General features: G+C 41.6%; 22 protein-coding genes and 1 other annotated feature. Of the genes, 5 read left to right on the top strand and 17 right to left on the bottom strand.

The window, feature by feature from the left end; all coding sequences use genetic code 11:
- Nucleotides 1–154 precede the first annotated feature (154 nt).
- The 14 genes from QUF07_RS08045 to ezrA all read right to left on the bottom strand — a co-directional run bounded on the left by QUF07_RS08045 (nt 155) and on the right by ezrA (nt 16,154).
- Complete coding sequence (locus tag QUF07_RS08045) at nt 155–1,006, bottom strand: amino acid ABC transporter substrate-binding protein (RefSeq protein WP_217161948.1); 852 nt, start codon at nt 1,004–1,006, stop codon at nt 155–157.
- Nucleotides 1,007–1,020: 14 nt separating this feature from the next.
- Nucleotides 1,021–1,656 (bottom strand): amino acid ABC transporter ATP-binding protein, encoded by a 636-nt coding sequence (locus QUF07_RS08050; protein ID WP_217161946.1) that lies wholly within the window; start codon nt 1,654–1,656, stop codon nt 1,021–1,023.
- An 18-nt stretch (nt 1,657–1,674) separates the two neighbouring features.
- Entirely contained in the window at nt 1,675–2,319 is a 645-nt protein-coding gene (locus tag QUF07_RS08055; RefSeq protein ID WP_217161944.1) for an amino acid ABC transporter permease, read from the bottom strand.
- Nucleotides 2,320–2,764: 445 nt separating this feature from the next.
- Nucleotides 2,765–3,571 (bottom strand): septum site-determining protein MinD, encoded by an 807-nt coding sequence (gene minD / locus QUF07_RS08060; RefSeq protein WP_054746552.1) that lies wholly within the window; start codon nt 3,569–3,571, stop codon nt 2,765–2,767.
- A complete protein-coding gene (locus QUF07_RS08065) occupies nt 3,564–4,247 on the bottom strand; it encodes a septum site-determining protein MinC (protein ID WP_217161943.1) in 684 nt (227 codons plus the stop codon). The genes minD and QUF07_RS08065 overlap by 8 nt, the downstream gene beginning before the upstream one ends.
- 14 nt (nt 4,248–4,261) lie before the next feature.
- A complete protein-coding gene (mreD, locus tag QUF07_RS08070; RefSeq protein WP_289427161.1) occupies nt 4,262–4,786 on the bottom strand; it encodes a rod shape-determining protein MreD in 525 nt (174 codons plus the stop codon).
- 14 nt (nt 4,787–4,800) lie between these two features.
- Nucleotides 4,801–5,649 carry a rod shape-determining protein MreC gene (mreC, locus tag QUF07_RS08075; RefSeq protein WP_289427162.1) on the bottom strand — a complete coding sequence of 283 codons (849 nt, stop codon included), beginning with the start codon at nt 5,647–5,649 and terminating at the stop codon, nt 4,801–4,803.
- A gap of 58 nt (nt 5,650–5,707) precedes the next feature.
- Nucleotides 5,708–6,724 carry a rod shape-determining protein gene (locus QUF07_RS08080; protein WP_289427163.1) on the bottom strand — a complete coding sequence of 339 codons (1,017 nt, stop codon included), beginning with the start codon at nt 6,722–6,724 and terminating at the stop codon, nt 5,708–5,710.
- 137 nt (nt 6,725–6,861) lie between these two features.
- Nucleotides 6,862–8,184 (bottom strand): bifunctional folylpolyglutamate synthase/dihydrofolate synthase, encoded by a 1,323-nt coding sequence (locus QUF07_RS08085; RefSeq protein ID WP_289427164.1) that lies wholly within the window; start codon nt 8,182–8,184, stop codon nt 6,862–6,864.
- Nucleotides 8,185–8,278: 94 nt separating this feature from the next.
- Nucleotides 8,279–10,960 (bottom strand): valine--tRNA ligase, encoded by a 2,682-nt coding sequence (locus QUF07_RS08090; RefSeq protein ID WP_289427165.1) that lies wholly within the window; start codon nt 10,958–10,960, stop codon nt 8,279–8,281.
- Nucleotides 10,961–11,020: 60 nt separating this feature from the next.
- Nucleotides 11,021–11,229, bottom strand: a binding site (T-box leader).
- A gap of 27 nt (nt 11,230–11,256) precedes the next feature.
- Nucleotides 11,257–11,766 carry a thiol peroxidase gene (gene tpx, locus QUF07_RS08095; protein WP_217341433.1) on the bottom strand — a complete coding sequence of 170 codons (510 nt, stop codon included), beginning with the start codon at nt 11,764–11,766 and terminating at the stop codon, nt 11,257–11,259.
- A gap of 81 nt (nt 11,767–11,847) precedes the next feature.
- Entirely contained in the window at nt 11,848–13,065 is a 1,218-nt protein-coding gene (thiI, locus tag QUF07_RS08100) for a tRNA uracil 4-sulfurtransferase ThiI (protein ID WP_217161927.1), read from the bottom strand.
- A gap of 8 nt (nt 13,066–13,073) precedes the next feature.
- Nucleotides 13,074–14,219: a cysteine desulfurase family protein gene (locus QUF07_RS08105; protein WP_217341431.1), complete on the bottom strand. Its 1,146-nt coding sequence runs from the start codon at nt 14,217–14,219 to the stop codon at nt 13,074–13,076.
- 201 nt (nt 14,220–14,420) lie between these two features.
- The gene (gene ezrA, locus QUF07_RS08110; protein WP_217161924.1) at nt 14,421–16,154 is read right to left on the bottom strand and encodes a septation ring formation regulator EzrA; all 1,734 of its coding nucleotides are present in this window, start codon (nt 16,152–16,154) and stop codon (nt 14,421–14,423) included.
- A gap of 163 nt (nt 16,155–16,317) precedes the next feature.
- Here ezrA and msrC point away from each other — a divergent pair, with 163 nt between their 5' ends.
- The 5 genes from msrC to QUF07_RS08135 all read left to right on the top strand — a co-directional run bounded on the left by msrC (nt 16,318) and on the right by QUF07_RS08135 (nt 19,825).
- Nucleotides 16,318–16,782, top strand: a complete 465-nt coding sequence (msrC, locus tag QUF07_RS08115) for a free L-methionine (R)-S-oxide reductase MsrC (RefSeq protein ID WP_289427167.1) — start codon at nt 16,318–16,320, stop codon at nt 16,780–16,782.
- A 191-nt stretch (nt 16,783–16,973) separates the two neighbouring features.
- Complete coding sequence (gene rpsD / locus QUF07_RS08120; RefSeq protein ID WP_040471928.1) at nt 16,974–17,585, top strand: 30S ribosomal protein S4; 612 nt, start codon at nt 16,974–16,976, stop codon at nt 17,583–17,585.
- A 102-nt stretch (nt 17,586–17,687) separates the two neighbouring features.
- Nucleotides 17,688–18,965 carry a replication-associated recombination protein A gene (locus tag QUF07_RS08125; protein ID WP_289427168.1) on the top strand — a complete coding sequence of 426 codons (1,278 nt, stop codon included), beginning with the start codon at nt 17,688–17,690 and terminating at the stop codon, nt 18,963–18,965.
- Nucleotides 18,966–18,978: 13 nt separating this feature from the next.
- Nucleotides 18,979–19,272: a hypothetical protein gene (locus QUF07_RS08130; RefSeq protein WP_217161920.1), complete on the top strand. Its 294-nt coding sequence runs from the start codon at nt 18,979–18,981 to the stop codon at nt 19,270–19,272.
- A gap of 73 nt (nt 19,273–19,345) precedes the next feature.
- Nucleotides 19,346–19,825, top strand: a complete 480-nt coding sequence (locus tag QUF07_RS08135) for a universal stress protein (RefSeq protein WP_056982958.1) — start codon at nt 19,346–19,348, stop codon at nt 19,823–19,825.
- Nucleotides 19,826–20,144: 319 nt separating this feature from the next.
- Here the strand turns inward: QUF07_RS08135 and QUF07_RS08140 are convergent, their stop codons facing one another.
- The 3 genes from QUF07_RS08140 to QUF07_RS08150 form a co-directional block, all read right to left on the bottom strand.
- Complete coding sequence (locus QUF07_RS08140) at nt 20,145–21,056, bottom strand: helix-turn-helix domain-containing protein (RefSeq protein WP_217341428.1); 912 nt, start codon at nt 21,054–21,056, stop codon at nt 20,145–20,147.
- A 109-nt stretch (nt 21,057–21,165) separates the two neighbouring features.
- Nucleotides 21,166–21,711: a DNA-3-methyladenine glycosylase I gene (locus tag QUF07_RS08145; RefSeq protein WP_217341427.1), complete on the bottom strand. Its 546-nt coding sequence runs from the start codon at nt 21,709–21,711 to the stop codon at nt 21,166–21,168.
- A 47-nt stretch (nt 21,712–21,758) separates the two neighbouring features.
- Nucleotides 21,759–23,264, bottom strand: a complete 1,506-nt coding sequence (locus QUF07_RS08150; protein WP_289427169.1) for a glycerophosphodiester phosphodiesterase family protein — start codon at nt 23,262–23,264, stop codon at nt 21,759–21,761.
- Between the last annotated feature and the right edge of the window lie 42 nt (nt 23,265–23,306).

Consider the following 23,306-nt stretch of genomic DNA (forward strand, 5'->3'; position numbering starts at 1 on the left):
AAAGAATCACCTCATACTTAATTAATAATTCTATGGTACTCAAAAAGACGTCTACGAAGTAGACGTCCAGTTATTTAATGCTTACGATGTGAAGCTTTTTCTCTGGACTCATCTCCACAAAAAAAGAAACTGACGACCGCCAGTTCCTCAACAACTATTTATTAATCAACGTACTATCACGATCCGTCCCGAACCATTTCATATCAATCTTGTGAAGTTCACCATTCTTCGCAAGTTTATCGAGGCCAGCATCAATTTTTTGCTTCAGCTCGGTGTCACCTTTTCTCATCCCGACACCATAATATTCAGATGGGAATTCACTGGGAATGCTTTGATAACTTGCGCGATTCTTTTGGTGACCAATGTAATAACCTGCATAAATACTATCAATCAGCAAGCCTTGAATTCGGTTCGCATTCAAATCAATAAAGGCTTCAGTAAACGAATCATACAAGATCGGAGAGTGCCCTTTGATCCGATCTTTAAGCAATTTAGGTTGATTATCGATATCCATTGCGCCAGCCGATCCTGCTTGAACCCCCGCAACCTTGTCTTTCATGTCTGCAAAGCGGGTGATGTGGTTTTTCTTATTAGATATCAAAACCTGCTCATTCTTTAGATAAGGCTTACTAAAAGTTAATTTCTTTTCCCGTTGCGGATTGATTGAGAAACCATTCCAGATAAGGTCAATCGTGCCATTCCGGAGTTCCGTGACGTTCATTGACCAATCAATTGGTTGAAAATCAACCTTGATGCCATACAGTTTAAAGACGGCTCTGGCTAGGTCAACATCATAGCCAACAACCTTGCCACTTTTCGTTTGAAATCCCATTGGCACGAAGCTGTCATCCAATCCGACCACGATTTTCTTTTGTTTGGACACAACTGACCAAGTGTCAGGATTAGTATTCATCTTTTGTCGATTTTCATAACGACAACCTGATAATCCCAAAACAATCAGCAGAAGGACGATGATCAGTGGACTTCGTTTTAAAAGTTTTGACATAAACATCCTTCTTTCTAATCGATTTGCTCCACCCGTTTGATTTCGTCAGCGACATTTTGGGCGAAATCCATATCATGGGTAACCACAATCTGAGTCATCTGTTGTTTCTTTAAGCCTAAAATAATTTCGGCAACTTCATCTCTCAAGGCTGGGTCCAAGGCTGATGTAGGTTCATCATAACAAAGAATTTTAGGATTCATTGCCAAAGCCCGAACAATGGCAACCCGTTGCTTTTGGCCACCGGATAATTGGAACGGATATAAGTCTTCTTTACCTTCCAACCCCAATCTAGCCAACAGCTCGCGAGCTGTTTTCTGAACTTCAGCCAACGGTAACTTTTTGACCATCGTCGGGGCCAGTGTGATATTGCCCATCACGGTCAAGTTGGGAAACAGTTGGTAATCTTGGAAAACAACGCCAATAATCGTTTCTTTTTGATCCGTGTTGGTCGGATCAAACTGGGTCCCATTCCAGAAAAACTGTCCTTGGTTCACCGACTCTAGTCCAGTGATGCATCGCAATAGCGTCGTTTTCCCAGCTCCAGAGGGTCCAACGATTGCCATGATTTCATTATCTTTGACAGTCATCGAGAGGTCATCAATCACAGTCTTGGTGCCGAACTTTTTCGTTAAGTCTTTGATTTCTAACATTTAAATTCCCTCCTCAAGTTATTGCCAAACATTTTCGCGTTTTTCAATCATTTTCAAGACAATCGTGCAAACTGCTGTAAGTGCCAAGTAAATGATCCCAACTAAGATCAGAGGCAGCAGAGTGACATCCCTTGCAGTTGCAACATTTCCGGCTCTCAACAGGTCGCCCAAACCAATAACGTAAACTAATGAGGAATCCTTCACCAAATTGATAACTTCATTTCCAATTGATGGTAAGACAATCTTGAAAACTTGAGGGATTACAATCTTGCGGATGGTCTGGCCATAACTCAATCGGAGAACTCGAGCACTTTCAAATTGACCCTTTGGAACAGATTGGAAACCACCACGGAAAATTTCACCAAAATAAGCAGTGTAATTAAGGATAAAAGCAAACAAGGCGGCATCATAACGTTGGAAAATAATTCCTAAAATTGGTAATCCATAAAATACAAAAATCAATTGCAATAACAACGGCGTCCCACGCATTAGCCAAACATAAATATTTAGCAGCCAAACCAACGGCTTGAATTTTTGGATCAACCCCAAGCCAACCAAGGCACCCAATGGAATTGAGGCAATTAATGTCCAAAAGAAGATCAATAACGTCATTTTGGTACCTGATAACAATGCTGGTAAAATTTGTTCGATATATTGAATCATTTGACATTCCTCCAATAAAAAAGTCCCCTCGAGAAATTAATCTCAAGAGGACGATGGTTTTCGCGGTTCCACCTCAGTTTGCAACAACTTCACAGTTGCCGTCTCACGGGGTTTAGTATTAATCATAAAAAAATCCTCTTAAGCCAACAAAATGACTTAAGAGGACGATTGTGATCGTGGTTCCACCTCAATTTCGTCTCCCACTCGTGTGAAAGACCTCAATGAGTTTAATACTAAACTCCAGCAATAACGCGCTTACCGCTTTTTCCTACTCAATTCAGAAAAACGACTCCCAGACGTGAGGCAAATTGGTTAGTTGCTTAACTTCCACCTTGATAAGCTCTCTGTAAACTAATCCAATTCACGGTTCTGATCACAGTCTTTAATACTCTTTAATTAATTAAAACTCATGATAAACGTTTTGTTAGATATCGTCAAGTTGTTTTCAGCTTTTCTTGAACCAATGAGTGACTTTTTGCCAGAACGTTGGCTTAACTTCATCCTTAAGCTCCATCAGAGGGACTGATTCGCCTACAAGACGTCTGGCAATATCTCGATAACCTTGACCGGCAGGATTTTCTGGTTGCAAGACAACCGGTTCACCCTTGTTTGACGTGGTAATGACCGCATCATCATCTAAAACAATGCCCAACAATTCAACGCCTAGATGGTGAGTAATTTCATCCACGTCCATCACTGAACCATCCTTCATCATATGCTGCCGAATTCGGTTGATAATTAAACGCGGTTGTTCTTGTAATGGGTGTTGTTCTAGCAAGCCAACCACCCGATCGGCATCTCGGACAGCCGAAATTTCAGGGGTTGTGACAATAATTGCACTGTCTGCTCCGGCAATTGCGTTCATAAATCCCTGCTCAATTCCGGCAGGACAGTCGATCAAAATAAAGTCGAAATCCGGTTTTAGTTCATCCACAATTTCTTTGACTTGATCTTGATTCAATGCTGACTTATCAGTATTTTGAGCAGCAGGTAACAGATAAAGCAAATCGTCGAACCGTTTGTCCTTCACCAACGCCTGAGCCAACTTAGCTCGACCGGTTGCAACGTCAACAATGTCATACATAATCCGATTATCCAGACCAAGAACAACATCCAAGTTACGCAACCCAATATCAAGATCTAAGAGGCATACTTTTTTGCCAAGCATTGCCAGGGCGGTTCCAATGTTGGCAGAAGATGTGGTCTTGCCAACCCCTCCCTTACCTGAAGTTATAACGTAAGCCTTACCCATTAATGACTCCTCCTATCTGATTAAAGAACTTAGGGTTAATCTGCTTTAAGTCCTCAACGTTTCCGTAATCGAGCACGTGCAAATCATTGACGTAAATAACGGTTCCACTATTCATCTTACGCTTTGTATCGTCTAAAATCTCGAATTGTTCGCCAATTCGAACCTGTTGTGCATTATGTACATCCCCGATAATCATTTTATCTTCAAAATCGGGTGCTCCGGCTTGAATAATTCCTTTGACGTCACCAAGAACATAGATGTTACCACTGACAAGTAATTTACCGCCCTCGTGAACTTTACCCAGGAATAAGACATCGCCTTGAATATGCTCCTCTTGGCCATTTCGAATGATCCGGTCAATCACGTGGACGCTGAGTTGTTCCAACATCTGAGCAGATTGATCTTTGGTAATCACATCCGATGTTATCTTATGCACGGAAAAGTAGGGATAATCCGAAAAGATTGTCTCGATTTTTGACCGATCATCTGCAGACCATAACCGCATCCCAGTATAAATATCGAATGAAATTGTTTGCGGATGAGTTGATGCTGTTTGAGTCTTCAAGCTATTCAATAATTTTCTCAACGAAGAAAAAATATCTTCAGCATTTGAATTCTCATCCAGAACGATTTCATAACCATCCTTTGTACCCTTCAACACTGCTGCATCTTGCATGCTTTAAACCCCTCCTAGCGCCTATGAGTCCTATACAATGTCTCAATCGGAAAATACAGAATCGCTAAAAAGACAAGATTGAGAGCCAGCGTAGGTGCTAACGTATTTACCAAAAATTGTGAGACCGAAGTCGACGTTTGGCCAATGAAAGCATTCGCAACAAATCCCAAAGTTACTAATACAGTGATTCCTATGAAATAGACCAAGAAACCACTCATGAAGCTTGACGGTAATTGTTGATAGATTACCTGGCAAAGGTAGACAACCAGTGGAAAAATGAAAACGTATACGCCCAAAATGCCAGTATAATACATATCAAAAATAAACCCAATAATTGCTGCCCAGACACTTAAATGAAGCTTCTTACTATTGCCGAAAAATGCAGCTAATATCAACCACATCATCGTCAAGCACGGAACCATTGTGTTGGGATATTTGAACAAGGTACCAGACAAGATTTGACTGATAGAACCGTCCATAAAGAAAGCTAAAAATTGGCCGACAACAAAAATGATCGCGATAGGAATCTTTCGTTTCATTGATTTGCCCCCTATCACTCTCGAACTGCAACCGAAACAACTTCGATGTCGTTCAGGTTGGCAGCTGGTTTGATATAAACTTTCTTGGCTAGGCCATAATCATCTTCAGCAATCTTAGAAACCGTTCCAACATGGATACCTTTAGGAATCGTACCGCCGAGCCCGCTGGTTGAAACACGATCGCCTTTGGCCAGCTTGGCTTTAGAAGTAATGTTTCCCATGATGATCCGATTAGACTGGGAATCATACGACGTGATGATCCCATTGACCACCTTTGAATCTGATCCAACTATTTGGATAGCAAACCGGTTGGAATTTTCAGCAGTATTTGAAATCAATACCACCTTACTGTTGGTTTTGTTAACTTCGGCAATCGTTCCAATCAAGCCGGGACCTGCAATAACTGGCATATCTTTCTTGACACCTGCTGCCTGTCCCTTATTGATGATCACCTGACTTGCCCATGAAGATGGGGTTCTTGTAATCACAGCTGCATTAATCTTTTCGTAGCCGGTTAAGGTACTCCCAACATTGAGTTGACGCTTTAGTTGTTTATTTTCTCGTTCCAGCGTTTGATCCTTGACTTGTGTTTGAGCAAGCAGGTCAACCTTTGACTTAAGTCGTTGATTTTCCTGGTATGTGTTCAATAAGTTTTTAACTGAGACAAAACCGTGCTGAACCCCATTCATTGGGACAGCAACAACTCTATCCGCAAATCCAACAATGTCATTTCCGAATTGCTGGATCATTGGCGGAGTGCTCCGTTTGTTTCGAATAGCGACTGATACAGTCATCAAGCCAAAACTAATGATTAAACATACTATGACAATAACAAGCTTTCGACTGGAGAAAAATTTTTGCATAATTGCCTCCATTCGTTATTCATTAACAAACAAGCCTAACAAAAATTAGGCGTCGTTACTATTGTTTTTTCTTCATAACGTTAATACTCTTAAGTGATTCTCCAGTTCCGATCGCAACACAGTCAAGTGGATCAGTAGCAATTGAGACGGGAACTTGGGTTGCTTCAGCAATCACATCCGTGATATTTCTGAGCAATGCACCACCACCGGTCAAAACAATCCCGTGATCAATTACATCAGCGGCAATTTCGGGAGATGTTTCTTCCAAGGTTTCCTTAATCGTTGCAATAATCGCCGCAATGGATTCATTGATGGCCTTGTTAACATCAGTGCCACTAATTTCAACAGTGGTTGGCAAACCAGTAACTAAATCCCGACCACGAATAGGAACGGCTTCAATTTCTTTGGCAGCCTTAGGAGAAGCAGAACCAATATCAATTTTCAATTGTTCGGCAGTCCGTTCACCAATCAGTAAATTGTACTTTTGCCGGACATACTGAGAAATTGCCTCGTTTAATTTATCGCCAGCCATTCGAACAGACCGACTTGAAACAATTCCACCAAGTGAAATTGTGGCAACGTCAGTGGTTCCACCACCAATATCAACAACCATGCTTCCGGTCGGATCCATTACGGGCAATCCAGCACCAATTGCGGCGGCAAACGGCTCTTCAATCACGTATGCATCTCTTGCGCCGGCAACCCGAGTGGCATCGATCACTGCCCGCTTTTCAACGGCGGTAATTCCAGTTGGAACACAAACCATAACGTAAGGCTTGCCGGATGAATGACCAAGTGCCTTTTCGATGAAATATTTCATCATGGCAACGGTGGTATCATAATCAGCAATCACACCATCTTTCATTGGCCGAACTGCCTGAATACTTGCTGGCGTTCGCCCAATCATGGCCCGAGCCTCTTCTCCTACGGCAATAATTTCACCGTTTTTAGTACTCTTAGCAACCACTGAAGGTTCACGAAGCACAATGCCCTTACCTTCGACGTACACAATTGTATTTGCGGTTCCAAGATCAATTCCTATGTTTTTTTCCCCAAATCCGAACACGTTATCCATCCCTTCGTTGTCTATCATTCACAATTTTTAGTTTATTTATTATAGATTTATTGATTATTATTGTTTAACGAAACAAGTATATCATACCGTATCAAAAAATAAATGAAATCCATTTAATCAAAGACTTATTTAAGATATTATTTGGAATTCAATTTGAGGTACTCTCGAACATCGGAAATGAAGTATAAAGAACCCGTAATTAAAAGGATATCATTGGCGTTAAGCTTGGGCTTGATCGTTTCAATGGCCTGCCGCCAATCCGCAATTGTCAAAATATCATCCGGCGTTTGACCCACTTTTTGCTCTAAGGCTTCAGGATCAGCCGCTTGGCGTTTTCCTGGACCGGCAAAATGAGTCAGGATGATTTCGGCATTCTCAAAAGTGGCCATTTTACGAACCATCTTATCAGCCTGCTTGTCAGCCAAAATCCCCATCAAGATATACACTTTGTGATCAGCAAAATCATTTTGGAGCATTTTGACAATCTCATCAACGGCAGAAATGTTATGGGCCCCGTCTAACACGATAGTTGGATCAGTAGAAACCCGTTCAAACCGCCCAGCCCACTGGGTATTTCCGATTCCGTCAATAATGCTCGATTCACTGACAGCTTGATCCATTACTTCTTGATAAGCTAGATAAGCTTGAATAGCCACCGCAGCGTTATCAGCTTGATAATCACCAATCAAAGTGGTTGAAAGTTTGGCGAACCGGTATTTGCCAGAATTAAAGCTAAATGACTGCAACCAATCATGCTCTTTTAATGCAGCGACCTTAAAACCGTCTCCTAATATTGAAATGGGACTCTTCTTTTTTCGGGCGACACCCTTGATCACTTTTAACGGCTCAGAATCGATCCGGCCAACCACCACCGGAACCCTCGGCTTAATGATGCCAGCTTTTTGATAGGCAATTTTAGGAAGGGTATCTCCTAATATATGCATGTGATCCCAGCCAATCGTCACAATCGCAGAAACCTTGGGAACGATGACATTCGTCGAATCGTATAAGCCACCCAATCCAACTTCCACAATCACAACATCCGCATGTCCTTCAGCAAAGTACGAAAACATCATGGCAGTAATGATCTCAAATTCCGTTGGGCCACCTTCCGGCAAAGTCTGATCCAACTTCTGAACAGTTGGGTAAATTTTTTGAACCAATCTGAGGATCTCCGCATCAGGTAATGGTATCCCATTAACGCTGATTCGCTCATTAAACTTGACCAAAAATGGTGACGTAAAAGTGCCAACCACGTTACCGTCGGCCTGTAAAATGTTTCGCAGAAAGGCAACTGTTGATCCTTTACCATTCGTTCCAGCAACATGGATCGCATTCACCTTTTTATCGGGAGACCCTAATTCATCTAAAAAGGTTCTCATACGTTTTAACGTGGGAATTTTTTTGAATTTACTGCGTCCATGAATAAATTTGAGTGCATCTTCATAAGTGTTAATCATCGATTTCTCCTCAAAACGAGGCTGGTGCAAAACCACCGTTTTGCTTCCAGCCTCGACATTGCATATTCCCACTTAGTCAGTAGATTATCCAAATTTATAACTCATTTGTAATCTGCGCCAACCGTTCCTTAGCAGCATCCAATTTTGATTGATGATCAGCTTTCTTTTGCTTTTCTTCATCGACAACAGCGGAAGGAGCATTTTCAACAAATTTCTTGTTAGCCAATTTCTTATCTGAACGGGCAACCTCGGCTTCAAATTTATCAACATCTTTTTGAACCCGAACTTTTTCCTCATTCAAATCAACCAACTCGGCCAATGGAACAAAGATTGTCGCATCGGTAATCACAGCAGACATTGACAGCTTAGGTGCGTCAATTGTGGCCCCAATCTTGAGTTCCTTGCAGTGACAGAACCGATCAATGTAATCACGATTGGTTTCAAAGATTTCCTGAAGCGTTTGATTATCGGTTTGAATCAACATATCAATTGGTGAAGAGAGTGGGGCATTTGCTTCACTCCGAATATTCCGAACAGCCTTGATCAAGTCAATCAGCGACTGCATTTCATTTTCTGATTGAGCATCATCAAACTCAGCGTGGTTTTCAGGGAAGGCTGCCGTAACAAGTGATTTGCCAACATGTGGCATTTTCTGCCAAAGATACTCAGTTACAAACGGCATAATTGGCTGCAATAAGCGCAAAGTTTGATCCAAAACATAAGCTAGAATGTTTTGAGTATTCTTTTTGAGCTTAGCATCATCACTGTTCAAGGCTTCCTTACTCATCTCAATATACCAGTCACAGAAATCAAACCAGATGAAATCATAAAGTGCCCGATCAGCTTCACCAAAATTATACTTTTCAAACTGTTCATTAACCTTGTTAACAGTCGCATTTAATCGGCTTAAAATCCAACGATCAGATAATTGCCATTCAGATTTGTCAGGAAGCGTTGGTTGATCAATGCCATCCAAATTCATGATAACATAGCGGCTTGCATTCCAGATCTTGTTGATGAAGTTCCAAGCGGAATCCATCTTATCGTAAGTGAACTTGAGGTCTTGTCCGGGCGTGCCACCATTTGATAAGAACCACCTGAGAGCATCAGCACCATACTTATCAATGACATCCATTGGATCAATGCCGTTTCCAAGCGATTTGGACATCTTCCGGCCTTGGGAATCGCGAATCAATCCGTGAAGGAGGACATCTTTAAAGGGTCGACGTTTCGTGAATTCTAAGCTTTGGAAAATCATCCGAGAAACCCAGAAGAAAATGATGTCATAACCGGTGACCAACGTATCGGTCGGGAAATAACGTTTAAAGTCTTCAGTATCTTCAGGCCAACCCATGGTTGAAAATGGCCACAATGCTGATGAGAACCAGGTATCCAAAACATCTGGATCTTGTTGCCAATTCTCAGAATCTTTTGGAGCTTCCATACCAACATAGGTTTCCCCAGTTTTTTTGTTATACCAGGCAGGAATCCGATGCCCCCACCACAGTTGACGGGAAATAACCCAGTCATGAACGTTTTCCATCCAAGTTTCAAACGTCCCTTCAAACCGGTCTGGGAAGAAGTTAACCTTGTCGTCTGTATTTTGGTTTTTCAGCGCTTGTTCTGCCAATGGCTTCATCTTCACAAACCACTGAGTCGATAAACGGGCCTCAACCTGAACCCCAGTTCGCTCAGAATGACCAACGGAATGGACAATCGGATCGATGGCAATCATTAGATCCTGATCCTGAAGGTCTTTCACCATCGCCTTTCGAGCGGTAAAACGATCCATGCCTTCGTACTTACCAGCATTTTCGTTCAGGGTTGCATCTTCATTCATCGTGTTGATCCGGGGTAAGTCGTGCCGATTACCCACTTTGAAGTCATTTGGATCATGGGCTGGCGTAATCTTAACCATCCCAGTTCCGAAATCAGGGTCAACGTATTGATCGGCAATAATTGGCACTTCCCGGTTAATCAGTGGGACGAGCACCTTTTTACCAACCAAGTCCTTATAACGTTCATCGCTCGGGTTAACCGCAACGGCAGTATCACCCATCATCGTTTCGGGACGGGTGGTTGCAATCTCGATATAATCTTTACCATTAAATTTTGTGCCATCAGTAAATGGATATTTAACGTGATAGAAGGCACCTTTATCGTCTTTATGAATAACCTCAATATCAGACAATGCAGTCCGGGCTTGAGGATCCCAGTTAATGATATACTCGCCACGGTAAATTAACCCTTTGTTGTAAAGGTCCACAAATACACGGCGAACGGCTTTGGATAATCCCTTATCCAAAGTAAAGCGTTCACGACTATAATCCAAGGAGAGGCCTAACTTAGCCCACTGTTCCTTGATAGTCGCAGCAAAGTCATCCTTCCATTCCCAAACCTTTTCAATAAACTTTTCTCGACCTAAGTCATAACGGGAAATTCCTTGTTCACGTAATTTTGCTTCAACTTTGGCTTGGGTGGCAATACCGGCATGATCCATTCCTGGTAACCAGAGGGTGTCATAACCCTGCATTCGCTTCCGCCGAATAATCATATCCTGCAAAGTTGTGTCCCAGGCATGGCCAAGATGCAACTTTCCAGTAACATTTGGTGGTGGTAAAACAATTGAAAATGGTTTCGCTTTCTTATCCCCACTTGGTTTGAATACCCCTTCGTCCAACCATTCGTTATATCTGCCCTTTTCAATGGCGGTTGGATCATATTTAGTTGACATTTCTGTTTGTTCGGTTGATCGCTTGTCGTTTGTTTCTGCCATGTTGTTACCCCTTTCTTGGTCTCTTGATATCTTATGTAACAAAAAAACACTTCATCCTACAATTAGGACGAAGCGTTCGCGGTACCACCTAAATTGGGCAATTATGCCCCACTTAATGATCATGTTAACGGTCGATTAACCGACCCGCCCTCAAAATTCGAACGGGTAGCTTGCAAGTTACTTTCACAGAACAATCAGTAAAAATCTCTCATCAACGATTTTCTTTCTGAAACTGAATTGTGAGCTACTCTCTTGCTCAATGCTTTAATTTAACTCTAATCTTACCGAACTATTGACTAATCGTCAACACGCTTGGCAATTTTTCCTAAAGCGTCCAGTGCATCTTGATAATCTGGTTCATCGCCAATTTCTGGTACGATTTGTCGGTAAACAATCTTACCAGTTGCATCCGTGATGAAAATGGTTCGAGCCAGTGCGCCAAAGTTAGGTAAGTACAACTTCATTGCGTAACCTAATGAAAGATTTTCATCAGACAACATTTGTAAATTCTCGACACCTTGAGCAGCACACCAATCTTTTTGTTGAGCCACTGTGTTATTTGAAACAGTCAAAAAGTTAACATCAGGATATTTGTCAGCCTCTTGATTGAATTTACGGGTCTCAACTGAACAAACTGGTGTGTCAATATCTGGCACAGTTGATAGCAATGTGATCCGGCCAATAATGTCGGCTGTTTTCACTTTATTACCATTGGCATCTTCCAGCTTAAACTTCGGCAACTGTTCACCAACTTCCGGTGGGTTGCCATACATATCTTCTTCTTTACCATTTATCGTGACTTGCATCAAGAACACTCCTTTGATGGTTAACTAATCTTACTGACTAATGTAGCCCAATCATCGCTAATGCGCAAGTATCTAAAATAATTATAGCAGTTCAGCAAAGACATCTTGATCTTGGTTCATGAACTCTTGCCCAGCCTTGATATCGGTAATTTGAATGCCATCGATTGCCCGTTTCATCAGACCGTCAACATCAATATAGCCTTCGAACTTCCGAGATTTTTCTAAGCTAGGACGCGTTTTGGGAGCTGGTGGTGTAAAGATCGTACAACAGTCTTCGAAAGGTAGAATGGATAAATCAAAGGTATTAATATTCTTTGAGATCTTAATAATATCTTCCTTGTCCATCGAAACCAGCGGCCGCAAAACTGGCAGTGTCGTTACGTCATTAATTGCCTGCATACTCTCCAGTGTTTGTGAAGCCACCTGACCCAAAGCTTCACCAGTGAATACACCGCTACAATGGCGATTCTGAGTAATTTTAGCAGCAATCCGCAGCATCATCCGCCGTTGGATTGTCATTAAGTAGCCCTCTGGAACCTTCTCCTTAATTGTTTCTTGCACTTCTGTAAATGGCACTTGAATAAATTGAATATTACCCGAATACTTGGCCAAAACCGAGGTCAATTGCTTGGCCTTATTAAGGGCCTGCTCACTGGTATATGGCGGACTGTAAAAATGAATCATATCAATTTTAACACCGCGCTTCATTGCCAAATAAGTAGCAACTGGGGAGTCGATTCCGCCTGAAAGCATCATTGTTGCCCGGCCCCCGGTACCAACTGGTAACCCACCGGCACCATGAATAATTTCTGAGGAAATGAAGGCACCATTCATCCGAATCTCGACGCGAATTGAAATGTCTGGATGCTTGACGTCAACAGAAATCCCATCAATATTTGACAGTACATGATCACCTAAAATATTGTTAATCTGATTGGTATCATATTCAAAGCTCTTATCTTGTCTGCGGGTATTAATTTTGAATGTTGCCCCGGGTGTGTACTGTTCTTGGGCCATTTGGAGGACTGTCTTTTTAATCACATCCATGTCCTTATCGATCTGGATAGAAGGATAAAAGTTTTCAATTCCAAACACCCCTTGAAGGGCGGCAATCACTTGCTTGTCATTTTCATCATGTAACGCAACGTGCAGTCGATCTCGTTGTGCTTTGACTTCCAATGTTGAGAATGGATGCAAAACGGCCCGAACGTTTCTACCAAGCTGTTTGATAAAGTCTTTTCGATTCTTACCCTTGGTTGAAAGTTCTCCGTAACGAACCATAATTTCTGTATAGTGCATAGCTGCTCCTAACTTAATTTGTCAAATTCTTCATACAACTGATCAAATACTTTAATGAATTGTTTGGCTTCTTCGAGAGTGTTCTGGTCACCTAGTGAAATTCTGACAGCACTAGTGGCAATATTTTCTGGAACATTCATGGCATTTAAAGTACCGGATTCATCATGACTCTTCGACGAACAAGCACTCGTGGTTGAGATAAAAATATTGTACTTCTCAAACGCATGCACGATTGTTTCACCGCGGACACCCTTGATTGCAAAACACAAAATGTGGGGAGCAAAGGTCGCATCATTCTTTGAAAAAATGACGACTTTATCAAATTGACTAATGTGATCGATGATAAGTTGCTTGATTTGCCGTTCTATCTTAATGGCAGCCGGCTCCTTTTCCAATACAAGCCGAACTGCCTTAGCCATGGCAGCGATTCCGGGTAAATTCTCAGTTCCTGAACGCTGATTCTTTTCCTGACCACCACCATTCATAAGTGGGGCGATCCGTCGACCTCGGCGACCGTAAATGAAGCCCGTTCCCCGTGGTGCGTGAAATTTGTGCCCGGAAAAGGCAACAAAATCCACGCGATCGTTAAAGATCATCTCTTGAATCCCTTTAGCCAAGCCTTGGACAGCATCAATGTGAAAATGAATCTTTGGATAATTTTTCAATAATTCACCAGCGGCTTGGATGGGCTCAATCGTGCCAATTTCATTATTAATAGCCATAATAGAGACCAAAATTGTGTCGGGACGAATTGCCTGCTTCAAGTCGTCAATTGAAACGCGGCCATTTTTATCAACTGGCAAATACGTAATCTCATAACCCAATTGCTTCAGCTGTTCCATTGAATTATGAACAGCTGCATGTTCAACAGAAGTGGTAATGATATGTTTTCCGAATTCCCGCTTAGCAATTGCCGTTCCTTTAATCACCCAATTGTCGCCTTCAGTGCCACCACTCGTGAAATAGATTTCATCTGAATGGACATGCAATAAATCAGCGATTTGCTTCCGGGATTGTTCAAGCAGATTAAATGCCTGTTCACCAAAATTGTGAAGGCTGGAGGGATTCCCCCAAACTTTCTCACTCACCTTATTGTATGTGTCAAGTACTTCTGGCAGTGCTTGGGTTGTTGCACTATTGTCAAAATAAATCATTTGAAACCTTCTTCTCTAATTTATTGGTTCGACTCCAACAAATATAACTCTCATGATGATACACCCAAAGTGGGCTCAGAACAAGCCAGGTGTGCCCTAACTTTTAGCAATTATCAGTAATCATCATGATATTGGAAACAAAAAAAGACCTCCTGGCAAATCAACCTTTTACCAGGGGTCCTCATATCCAAATCATCGATGTTAATGATCGTCCTTTTTCTTTGTCGATCCAACCCGCTTTTTAGCCGCAAAATAGTCGTCCCGAATCTTCGTAAACATCCCAGATGACTGTTTTTCAAGCGCTTTTGAAATCGTATCCAAACTCTTTTGATAGTCATACTTCTGATCAAAATAGAGTTGGGCCTGCTTGCTGGCAGAGGCGATTTCTGGACTAGAGCTGACAAACCGATTAGCATACTGAATGGTCTGTTCAGCCAATGTTGCATCATCAATCAGCTTATTTGTCTTATCGTCCAACGTATCCATGTCTGACTGAATAATGATCACTTGCTTGGAAATATCATCCATGTCAATTTGTGGCTGGCTCATTGCATCATTTAAATGATTGATTTCCCGAACAACTGCCGCAAAGGCGTCTTGGTAGTCGTCAGAAAGTCCTGGCAAATTATGATTGTCAATCCGCCGCTTTTTGTTGCGCATTTCCAGATCAAATTTGGCAAGTGAGCTACGGGCCTGCTTTTCTTTGCCTGGCAATTGAATTGTTGACTGAAATAACTGTTTCTGTAAGGCTTCAATTTGGCCAAGATCTTTCATCATTTTTTGTTGCTCTTGATAGATCACTGAAAAAACAGCTTGACTGGTCTTGATTGCCTGAGTCTGCTTGGCATATTGCTTTTCAATTATGGCAATCTGTTGGTCATACTGATGATTATTCTCAATTTCTTGGTGATTCAACACGTAACTTTTATTCAAACTTTCCAGTCGGAGTGCCAAGTCGCTATTTTGCTTGCGGACATGCGCAATGTATTCGCCAATCACTTTGGTATTCTTCTCAACGTGTGGCCGGGCTTTTAGTTCAAGATCCAACGCGTCATATAAGTGATCAATTGAATCGGCAATATCATCAACTGACTTAGCAACAACATCTACGTCAAGATTCTCCAACTGTTTGAGGCTCGTTTTAATCTGCGTACGAACCCGCTCGATTGTCTGTGGGAAGTTATCCTTTGGAAAGTTGTAATGTTTAGTCTTTAACTCGTGATAACCGGTTTGAATTTCTTGCAGTTGATCGTTGAATTCTTTGGTCAACATGGAATTCAGCTTTGGAATCCGTTCCATATAAGATTCTAGCTTTGAGGTCGAAGCATTTAAATCAGATAAGACTTCCTCAGCACTGTTGGGATCCCCACTTTTAGTCAGTTGAGTAAATTCATCAAACGTCCCTTCAATATCAGCAAGTGTCTTTTCCAAATGATCGATACTGGTCCCAAATGATTCATTTTTGTTCAGCAGTTCTTCGCGAAGTCGCTTATATTTTTTCTCAAGCTCTTCAAGTGCCAGATAATGCTGCTTGTTAAGATCATATAACTGGGCTAAGCCAGCCTGAATTTCTTTTAATTCGGAATTAGCGTCTTCAATCGCTTGGTTGGCGTTTTGCCAGTCATTTCTGGTCTTGATAAAATTAATCCCTTTGCCATCATCTTTAACCTCAGCAATCCCCTCATCAATGCTGGGTAATAGTTGATTCTTGTAATGTTGGTATTTGTTGTACAATTGATCATATTTTTTTTGCGATTCACCCGTTAAGTTAAGCTTTTTAGCAAGGGCAAATTCATCATCCAGCGGAATCTTATTCAGATCTCGTTTGTTCTCATAAACGTCCGTTGCCATCTTGATTGTTCGTCGTTGATAAAATACAAATCCAAGATAACAAGCCCCAACCACCACAATAATTCCAATCAGCAAAGTAAGCATTCGATCCCATCCTTCAGAAATAAAGATATTAAATGACCATTAATATGGAAAAAATCCACAAAACAATATATTATGTATTAATAATTAATTAAAAGTGATCTAACCTGAATTATATCATAGTAGATACGTTTCACCAGATTTTTTTAAAGTGAGGAAGGAACTTATGCAAAAAACAACTAATTTACTGAATCAGCAACTGGATGCGTTATTAACCGGCGAAACGGATTTGACTGCCAACATAGCCAATGCGTCAGCTCTCCTAAATCAGTCACTCACAGACATTAATTGGGCCGGCTTTTATCGATATATGCCAGCCAACGATGAATTAATCCTGGGTCCCTTCCAAGGTAACGTTGCCTGCATGCACATTAAAAATGGCAGTGGTGTTTGTGGAGCAGCATTAACTCAGAAAAAACCATTACGAGTGGCTGATGTGCATCAATTTGCAGGCCACATTGCCTGTGATGCCAACTCACGTTCAGAAATCGTCGTCCCGTTATTTAAAAATAAGCAGCCAATTGGCGTGTTGGATATCGATTCTCCCATCGTCAACCGTTTCACTGGGGATGACGAAGAGATGCTCGCCGAATTTGCTGAGATATTCGTTAAACATGTTGACTTAGGATAGAATTCTTTATACAATGGTGTTTGTGTAAAATAACGCAGCAGTAGACGGTAAGCTCGTCAACATGTTGTTGCCATTTAATTGGTTCTGCAAGTAACTCAATCGGCTGCTTGAGCGAAAGAGCAAAGCAACATGCACGAATACTAAGTTTGCAACGGCTTATTTTACTCCAAAAAAATATTGGAGGATTACTTATGTCTAGATATACAGGTCCAAGTTGGAGAATTTCACGTCGTTTAGGAGTATCTTTATCAGGTACTGGTAAGGAACTCGATCGTCGTCCTTATGCTCCTGGTGATCACGGTCAAGGCCGTCGTTCAAAGCTTTCAGAATATGGTTTACAATTACACGAAAAGCAAAAATTACGTTACATGTACGGACTTACTGAACGTCAATTCAGTAACTTATTCGTTCGTGCCGGTAAAATTCGTGAAGGTAAGCATGGTGTTAACTTTATGATTATGCTTGAAGAACGTTTGGATAACATGGTTTACCGTTTGGGTATGGCTACAACTCGTCGCCAAGCTCGTCAACTTGTAAATCATGGTCACATCACCGTTGATGGCAAGCGTGTTGATATTCCATCATACGAAGTTAAACCTGGTCAAGTAATCTCTGTTCGTGAGAAGTCTAAAGATCTCCAAGTTATCAAGGATGCTGTTGAAGCTGTTGTGGGTCGTCCACAATACGTTAGCTTCGATGCTGATAAGCTTGAAGGCTCATTAGTTCGTCTCCCACAACGAGAAGAACTTGATGCTGAAATCGATGAATCACTTATTGTTGAATACTACAACAAGTTGGGTTAATTCATCACCAAGCGTTTTGCGATTGCAAAGCGCTTTTTTTATGCCCTCTTTTACTGATATAATGGTTAAGAGTCATCTTTGTTATCACTTAGGAGGTATCTTATGCAACAACCGTTAGCCTATCGAATGCGGCCAACTAAAATTGAAGATATCGTCGGTCAACAGGATTTAGTTGGCCCTGGAAAAATTATCAGCCGAATGGTTAAAGCCAAAATGCTGTCCTCAATGATCTTATATGGTCCCCCGGGCACTGGAAAAACCAGTATTGCCAGCGCAATTGCCGGCTCAACTAAGTACGCATTTCGAATGCTGAACGCAGCCACAGATACCAAGAAGGATCTTCAAATCGTAGCCGAAGAGGCCAAAATGAGCGGAACCGTTGTGTTACTACTGGATGAAATTCATCGGCTCGATAAAACGAAACAGGATTTCTTATTGCCATTATTGGAAAATGGTTCAATCATCCTGATTGGGGCGACAACTGAAAATCCCTATATCAATATCAATCCTGCCATTAGAAGTCGAGCTCAAATTTTTGAAGTTCATCCTCTATCTCCTGCCGATATTGAGCAGGCCCTTCATCGCGCACTGACAGACACTGACAACGGTCTCGGCAACTTCAAGGTAGAGATTGACGATGACGCGCTCAAATTCCTCTCAACGGCAACTAACGGTGATCTGCGAAGTTCGCTAAACGCACTTGAATTAGCAGTTAAGTCAACGGAACCGAATAAGGACGCTAAAATACACATCACCCGGCCAATTGTTGAAGAATGTTTGCAACGAAAAGCACTGAGTTCAGATAAAGATGGTGATGCCCACTATGATGTGATTTCTGCATTTCAAAAATCCATCCGAGGATCGGATACCGATGCGGCCCTTCACTATGCCAGCCGGTTAATTGAATCCGGTGACCTGATCTCATTAATCAGGCGGTTACTCGTCATTGCATATGAAGATGTCGGTTTGGCAAACCCTGGTGCTTGTGAGCGAACCGTTGAGGCGACCACTGTTGCAAAGCAATTAGGGCTTCCTGAAGCGCGGATCCCTCTGGCAAATGCCATCATCGAACTCTGCTTAAGCCCCAAGTCCAATTCGGCTATGACGGCGATTGACAGTGCGTTGGAAGATGTTCGTTCCGGCAACTACGGAGATGTCCCTCTCCACTTAAAGGACGCCCACTACAAGGGTGCTGCCAAATTAGGGCGTGGAGTCGAATACAAATACCCGCATGACTTTCCTAATGATTGGGTCAAGCAACAATATCTCCCAGATAAGATCAAGAATGCCCAGTACTATCGGCCAAAGAGCAATGGTCGGATTGAAACGGCTTTTAAAGAACAATACAAAAAACTACGCCAGTCTGCTGGCCGAAAATAATTTGGAGTAAAAAATGATTATTAATTTGTTAGTCGTCGTGGTTATTGTTATCGCGGCATTTATCGCCTACTATTTACTATCTCACTTGAATCAAAAATTATTTGGCATCAACGTTCGCGAGAACAAACGCATGACCTCGGCCGCAAAAACGGGTGGCATCACATTTATCATTGTTGCCATTCTGGGTGTTGTCGCCTTGTTCTGGCAAAATGATATTTTTACCTTGGTCGTGCTGCTCTGTGGGACTGCCGCCGGGACGATTTTAGAGGCAGTTATCATGAATATTATCAACCATCCCAATCGTTAGCATATTTATTTCTTTGTATTTTAGAAAAAATAACGTACAATTGAATTAAATAGATGAATGTGGGGTGGGTACAATGTTACAACAATACAAACAAATTCTAGTTCCCGTTGATGGTTCCTACGAAGCGGAGTTAGCTTTCAAAAAAGGCGTTGCAGTTGCAAAACGAAATGATGCATCACTTCACCTTGTTCACGTTGTTGATACCAGGGCTTTCCAAAACATTTCCAGTTTTGATACCTCAATGGTTGAACAAGTGACTGATACTGCCAAACAAACACTAGACAAGTACATTGATGAAGCTAAACAAGCTGGCATCAAGGACGTTGACTACTCAATTGAATATGGCGCACCAAAGACTGTAATTGCACGTGATTTGCCACAGAATCTAAACATCGATTTAATCATGATCGGCGCAACTGGTTTAAATGCCGTTGAACGGTTATTGATTGGTTCAGTAACTGAGTATGTCACTAGAACCGCAATTTGTGATGTGTTAGTTGTCCGAACCGATTTGGATAATAAGCCCGCGAAGAACCCAAGTAAACGAGTTTAGGATATGAGTTGAGGTGGCCACTGTCGGTTGATTGGAGTCATGAGGATCAGCTATTTGAATTTTAATGATTCTGGTTTGACAGATAAGCCATGATTTTCAAAACACCATTCAGCAAAAAAATATCAGGCCCAAATAAGGCTGAGATTTATATCAATTTTCAATCCGTAATCATCCACTTGGATCGTCGTAGCCACCTAGATAAAAGCTGCGCCAAACGGCTGATCTCGGCCATTTAACGAAGAGGACCAACTATTCCTGATTTTGGAATAGTTGGTCCTCTTCGTTAAATTCTGAGATCAAAACGCCGATTATCGCAGTCTCATTTAATGAGTGTTGGTAATCCTTCAGTTTTAGCCAATTCCTGCTTAACTATTTCAACAATATGCGCCTGATTATGCTTAACGATTTTTTCAGACAATTCAGTATTTCCCCTTAGTTGGGAGATAAAAAATGCAGCAAATTGTTTCATGGTTCCACAGACAACCTGCCCTTTCGCATAGTAACATTTGGACTCCTGTTCAGCTAAAACATCTAATTTATAAATCAAATCAGCTTGGGTGAGTTTACCTGAAATGTCCTTAATTAATTCTAGCGCACAATCGTAATTCTCAATATCTAAATACAAGTCGATAATTCTGACATACAAGTCCACAATTGCAAACAGGTCCTGTTTTTCGTCACTCTTGAGTTTCTTTAGAATTTCGGTACTAACTTCGATATATTCTTGTGCTCGCAACGGCTTGCCTTGATTCTGATAAGCCAGACCCAGCCCTAAATTTGCCCAAGCTTGATAAAAGGTATAGTCAGTGGCTGAATATCGCGTTAACATGACGTTAAAGTTGTAAATCGCTTCATTCATATCGTCATCAATGAACAAGTTGATGTAACCAAGGTAACAAGAGTAGCGACCTCGGGATGCCTTGCTAGTTAATTTGTCAAAAGAAATTTGCTTAATGAATTGATTTGCTTTTTGAAACCGATTGTGACGCATACTTTCATCAATTAGTGAAAATAATTTGTCACCATACTCAGGATTACTGGTCACCTGCGTCAAATCCAATTTTAATCGGTCGCACACCTTACATAAAATTTCAAAACTGGAACAAGTATTCTGTGTCTCGATCCCACTGATGGTTGCTTGCGTACAAATACCTTCAGCAAGTTGAACTTGAGAGAGCCCCCTTTGCTTCCTGGCTTTTCTAATCATCGATCCGGAAATTTTCATAGTCATATCTAACTTTTACCCCCGATTTTAAGTTGATGCGCTGACTACACAACCTAGATATCATATTATATTCACATGCAGATATCAACCAAAATTTCACAATAACAGCAAAAAGTCACGACCGAAATCTGCATTGGAGAATATGGTCATTAACCACGCCGACCGCCTGCAAGTAGCTATAAACCGTAACCGGTCCAATTCGCTTCAAGCCCATTTTTTTGAAGCTATTCACAAACTGTTTAGTGAACTCGTGAAAATCTGGGACAGGATCTTCTTCCGACAACAGGTGGTCCAGTTGCATGTAATTCACAGGTTCCCACGTATTGTCAATAAACTGCTGCGAGTTTTGTTGAATCACTTTTGCATTATGAATCATCCCGGCAATTTTTGAATGGTTTCTAATGATCTTTGGATTCTCGCATAACCGGGCAACGTCTTGATCAGTCAAGCCGGCGAGATAATCAATTGAAAAGTGATGGAAGGCCTCATTCATGCCATCTTCAAATTTAAGAACCGTTTGAAATGCTAATCCGGCCTGCATCGTTTCGAGACAAAAGCCACGGAAAAGCTCATTTAACTCCTTGGTTGGTTTACCCCAAATTGTATCATGATAAATCATCAATTCTGGGCTCTTGGTCGCCCAGGCACATCGTTTTGTCATATTAAATTGCACCTCCTATATAGGAAATACGTAAAAGAGGGGCAAAATTATAGATAATCCAATAAATAATTTAATAAGAGGACCCAACGATCACGATCTAAATTGATCTTCAAGTGGGCCAGCTTTTGTGCTTGATCCGTCACTTGACCATTAGCGCCCATAATTGCCGACCGAAACATTCCCAACCGGCTATTATCCGTCCAGGTATATATTTGCCGCTGATCGATGTCAGCAGACTGAATGAGATAGTCACTCACCGTATAATGTTCTAACGTATAAAAATTGACGTTCAGTTTGGACATGTCACCAAAGTTCAGCATTGTGACCAGCCCAACTTGAGTATGTGGCAGTTGCCGTTTAATTTGGCGGAGATATGAATAACCGATTGAATGCACGCGATGAGGTAACCGTTGCAGTCCAGCGCGATATTGATCAGCAAACCTGGTTCCCATTTGTTCGTCAGATTGATTGGTCACTTTTAGTTCAATGATCAAGGGTTGCTTTAATCGATTGGCGGTCTTTAAATAATCGCCAAACAGCTCAACTCGATGGTATTTTTTCACCGTTTTAAGACTTAATGTATTAATCTCTTGCGGACCTTTATGAGGAATCGAAACGGTATCATCATGGGCACAAATAAAGTAATGATCCTTGGTTTCTTGAATATCCATCTCGACGTATGGGAAATGAAATTGACTACTTTTTTTCAACGCTGCAATCGTATTCCCAGTCCCGTTGTGATCAATGACACCCCGATGAACGATAATCGTTTGAGGCTGCGGTTGCCGGCCATTGTTAACATTTGCGGCCCCAATGACGGTGATCAACAAGAGGCTGGCCCCACCAAATAACCACAACCGGCCAGACTTCCAATCGAAATGGATCGAGCTGGCAAACAATCCCAACATCGTCTTCAATTCGACTAACGGTACCACCAAATTGATGAGCCCTTTGGAAACGAACCAAATTATCTGATTGGATATCAATTGGTTAACGACAGTTACGCCAGTAATGATCACAAAAACAGTGATCACCATTTCTAGAATTACCAACCAAGAGCGAACCCAATCGCCAAAGGAATCATCCCGCCATGCTAACTTGAGGGCTCTAATGAAGCTGGCTTCATTTCCTGAAAGTAAAATAACTAGAACCTTGTGAACCTTCAGCGTCAACCCGAACGCGAGTATGTATAAGAACACTAAGAAAATGATGATCGCCTGGCGATTAACCGTAATCCAGGTAAACATTGCCCCCGAAACTGGAATTGCGGCTTTGATAAAATTGGTGAACCCAAACAGCCCCAGTGGCAGCCAAAGAATTGCCAACCAAATAACCGCTAAGTACAGGCCGATCAACTTTTTTAATGTTAGTTTGGGTTGATTAAACCCTCTCGGCAAGCTGATAAATATGACTGAACCCAACATCCCAATAAAGATTAACAGCAAGATCATCAACAACCAGCTACTGTGAAGGCCGTTTTGAATCCATTTGAGCATGGTCATGACGCAAACAAATAATATTGTTAAGAAAGGTACCCATCGATCACTATTCATATTCCCATCCCATATAAAAAAGCTGGTCACGATCAAACAAAC

It is taken from the genome of Lentilactobacillus sp. TOM.63 (assembly GCF_030361045.1).
Taxonomy (GTDB): domain Bacteria; phylum Bacillota; class Bacilli; order Lactobacillales; family Lactobacillaceae; genus Lentilactobacillus; species Lentilactobacillus dabitei.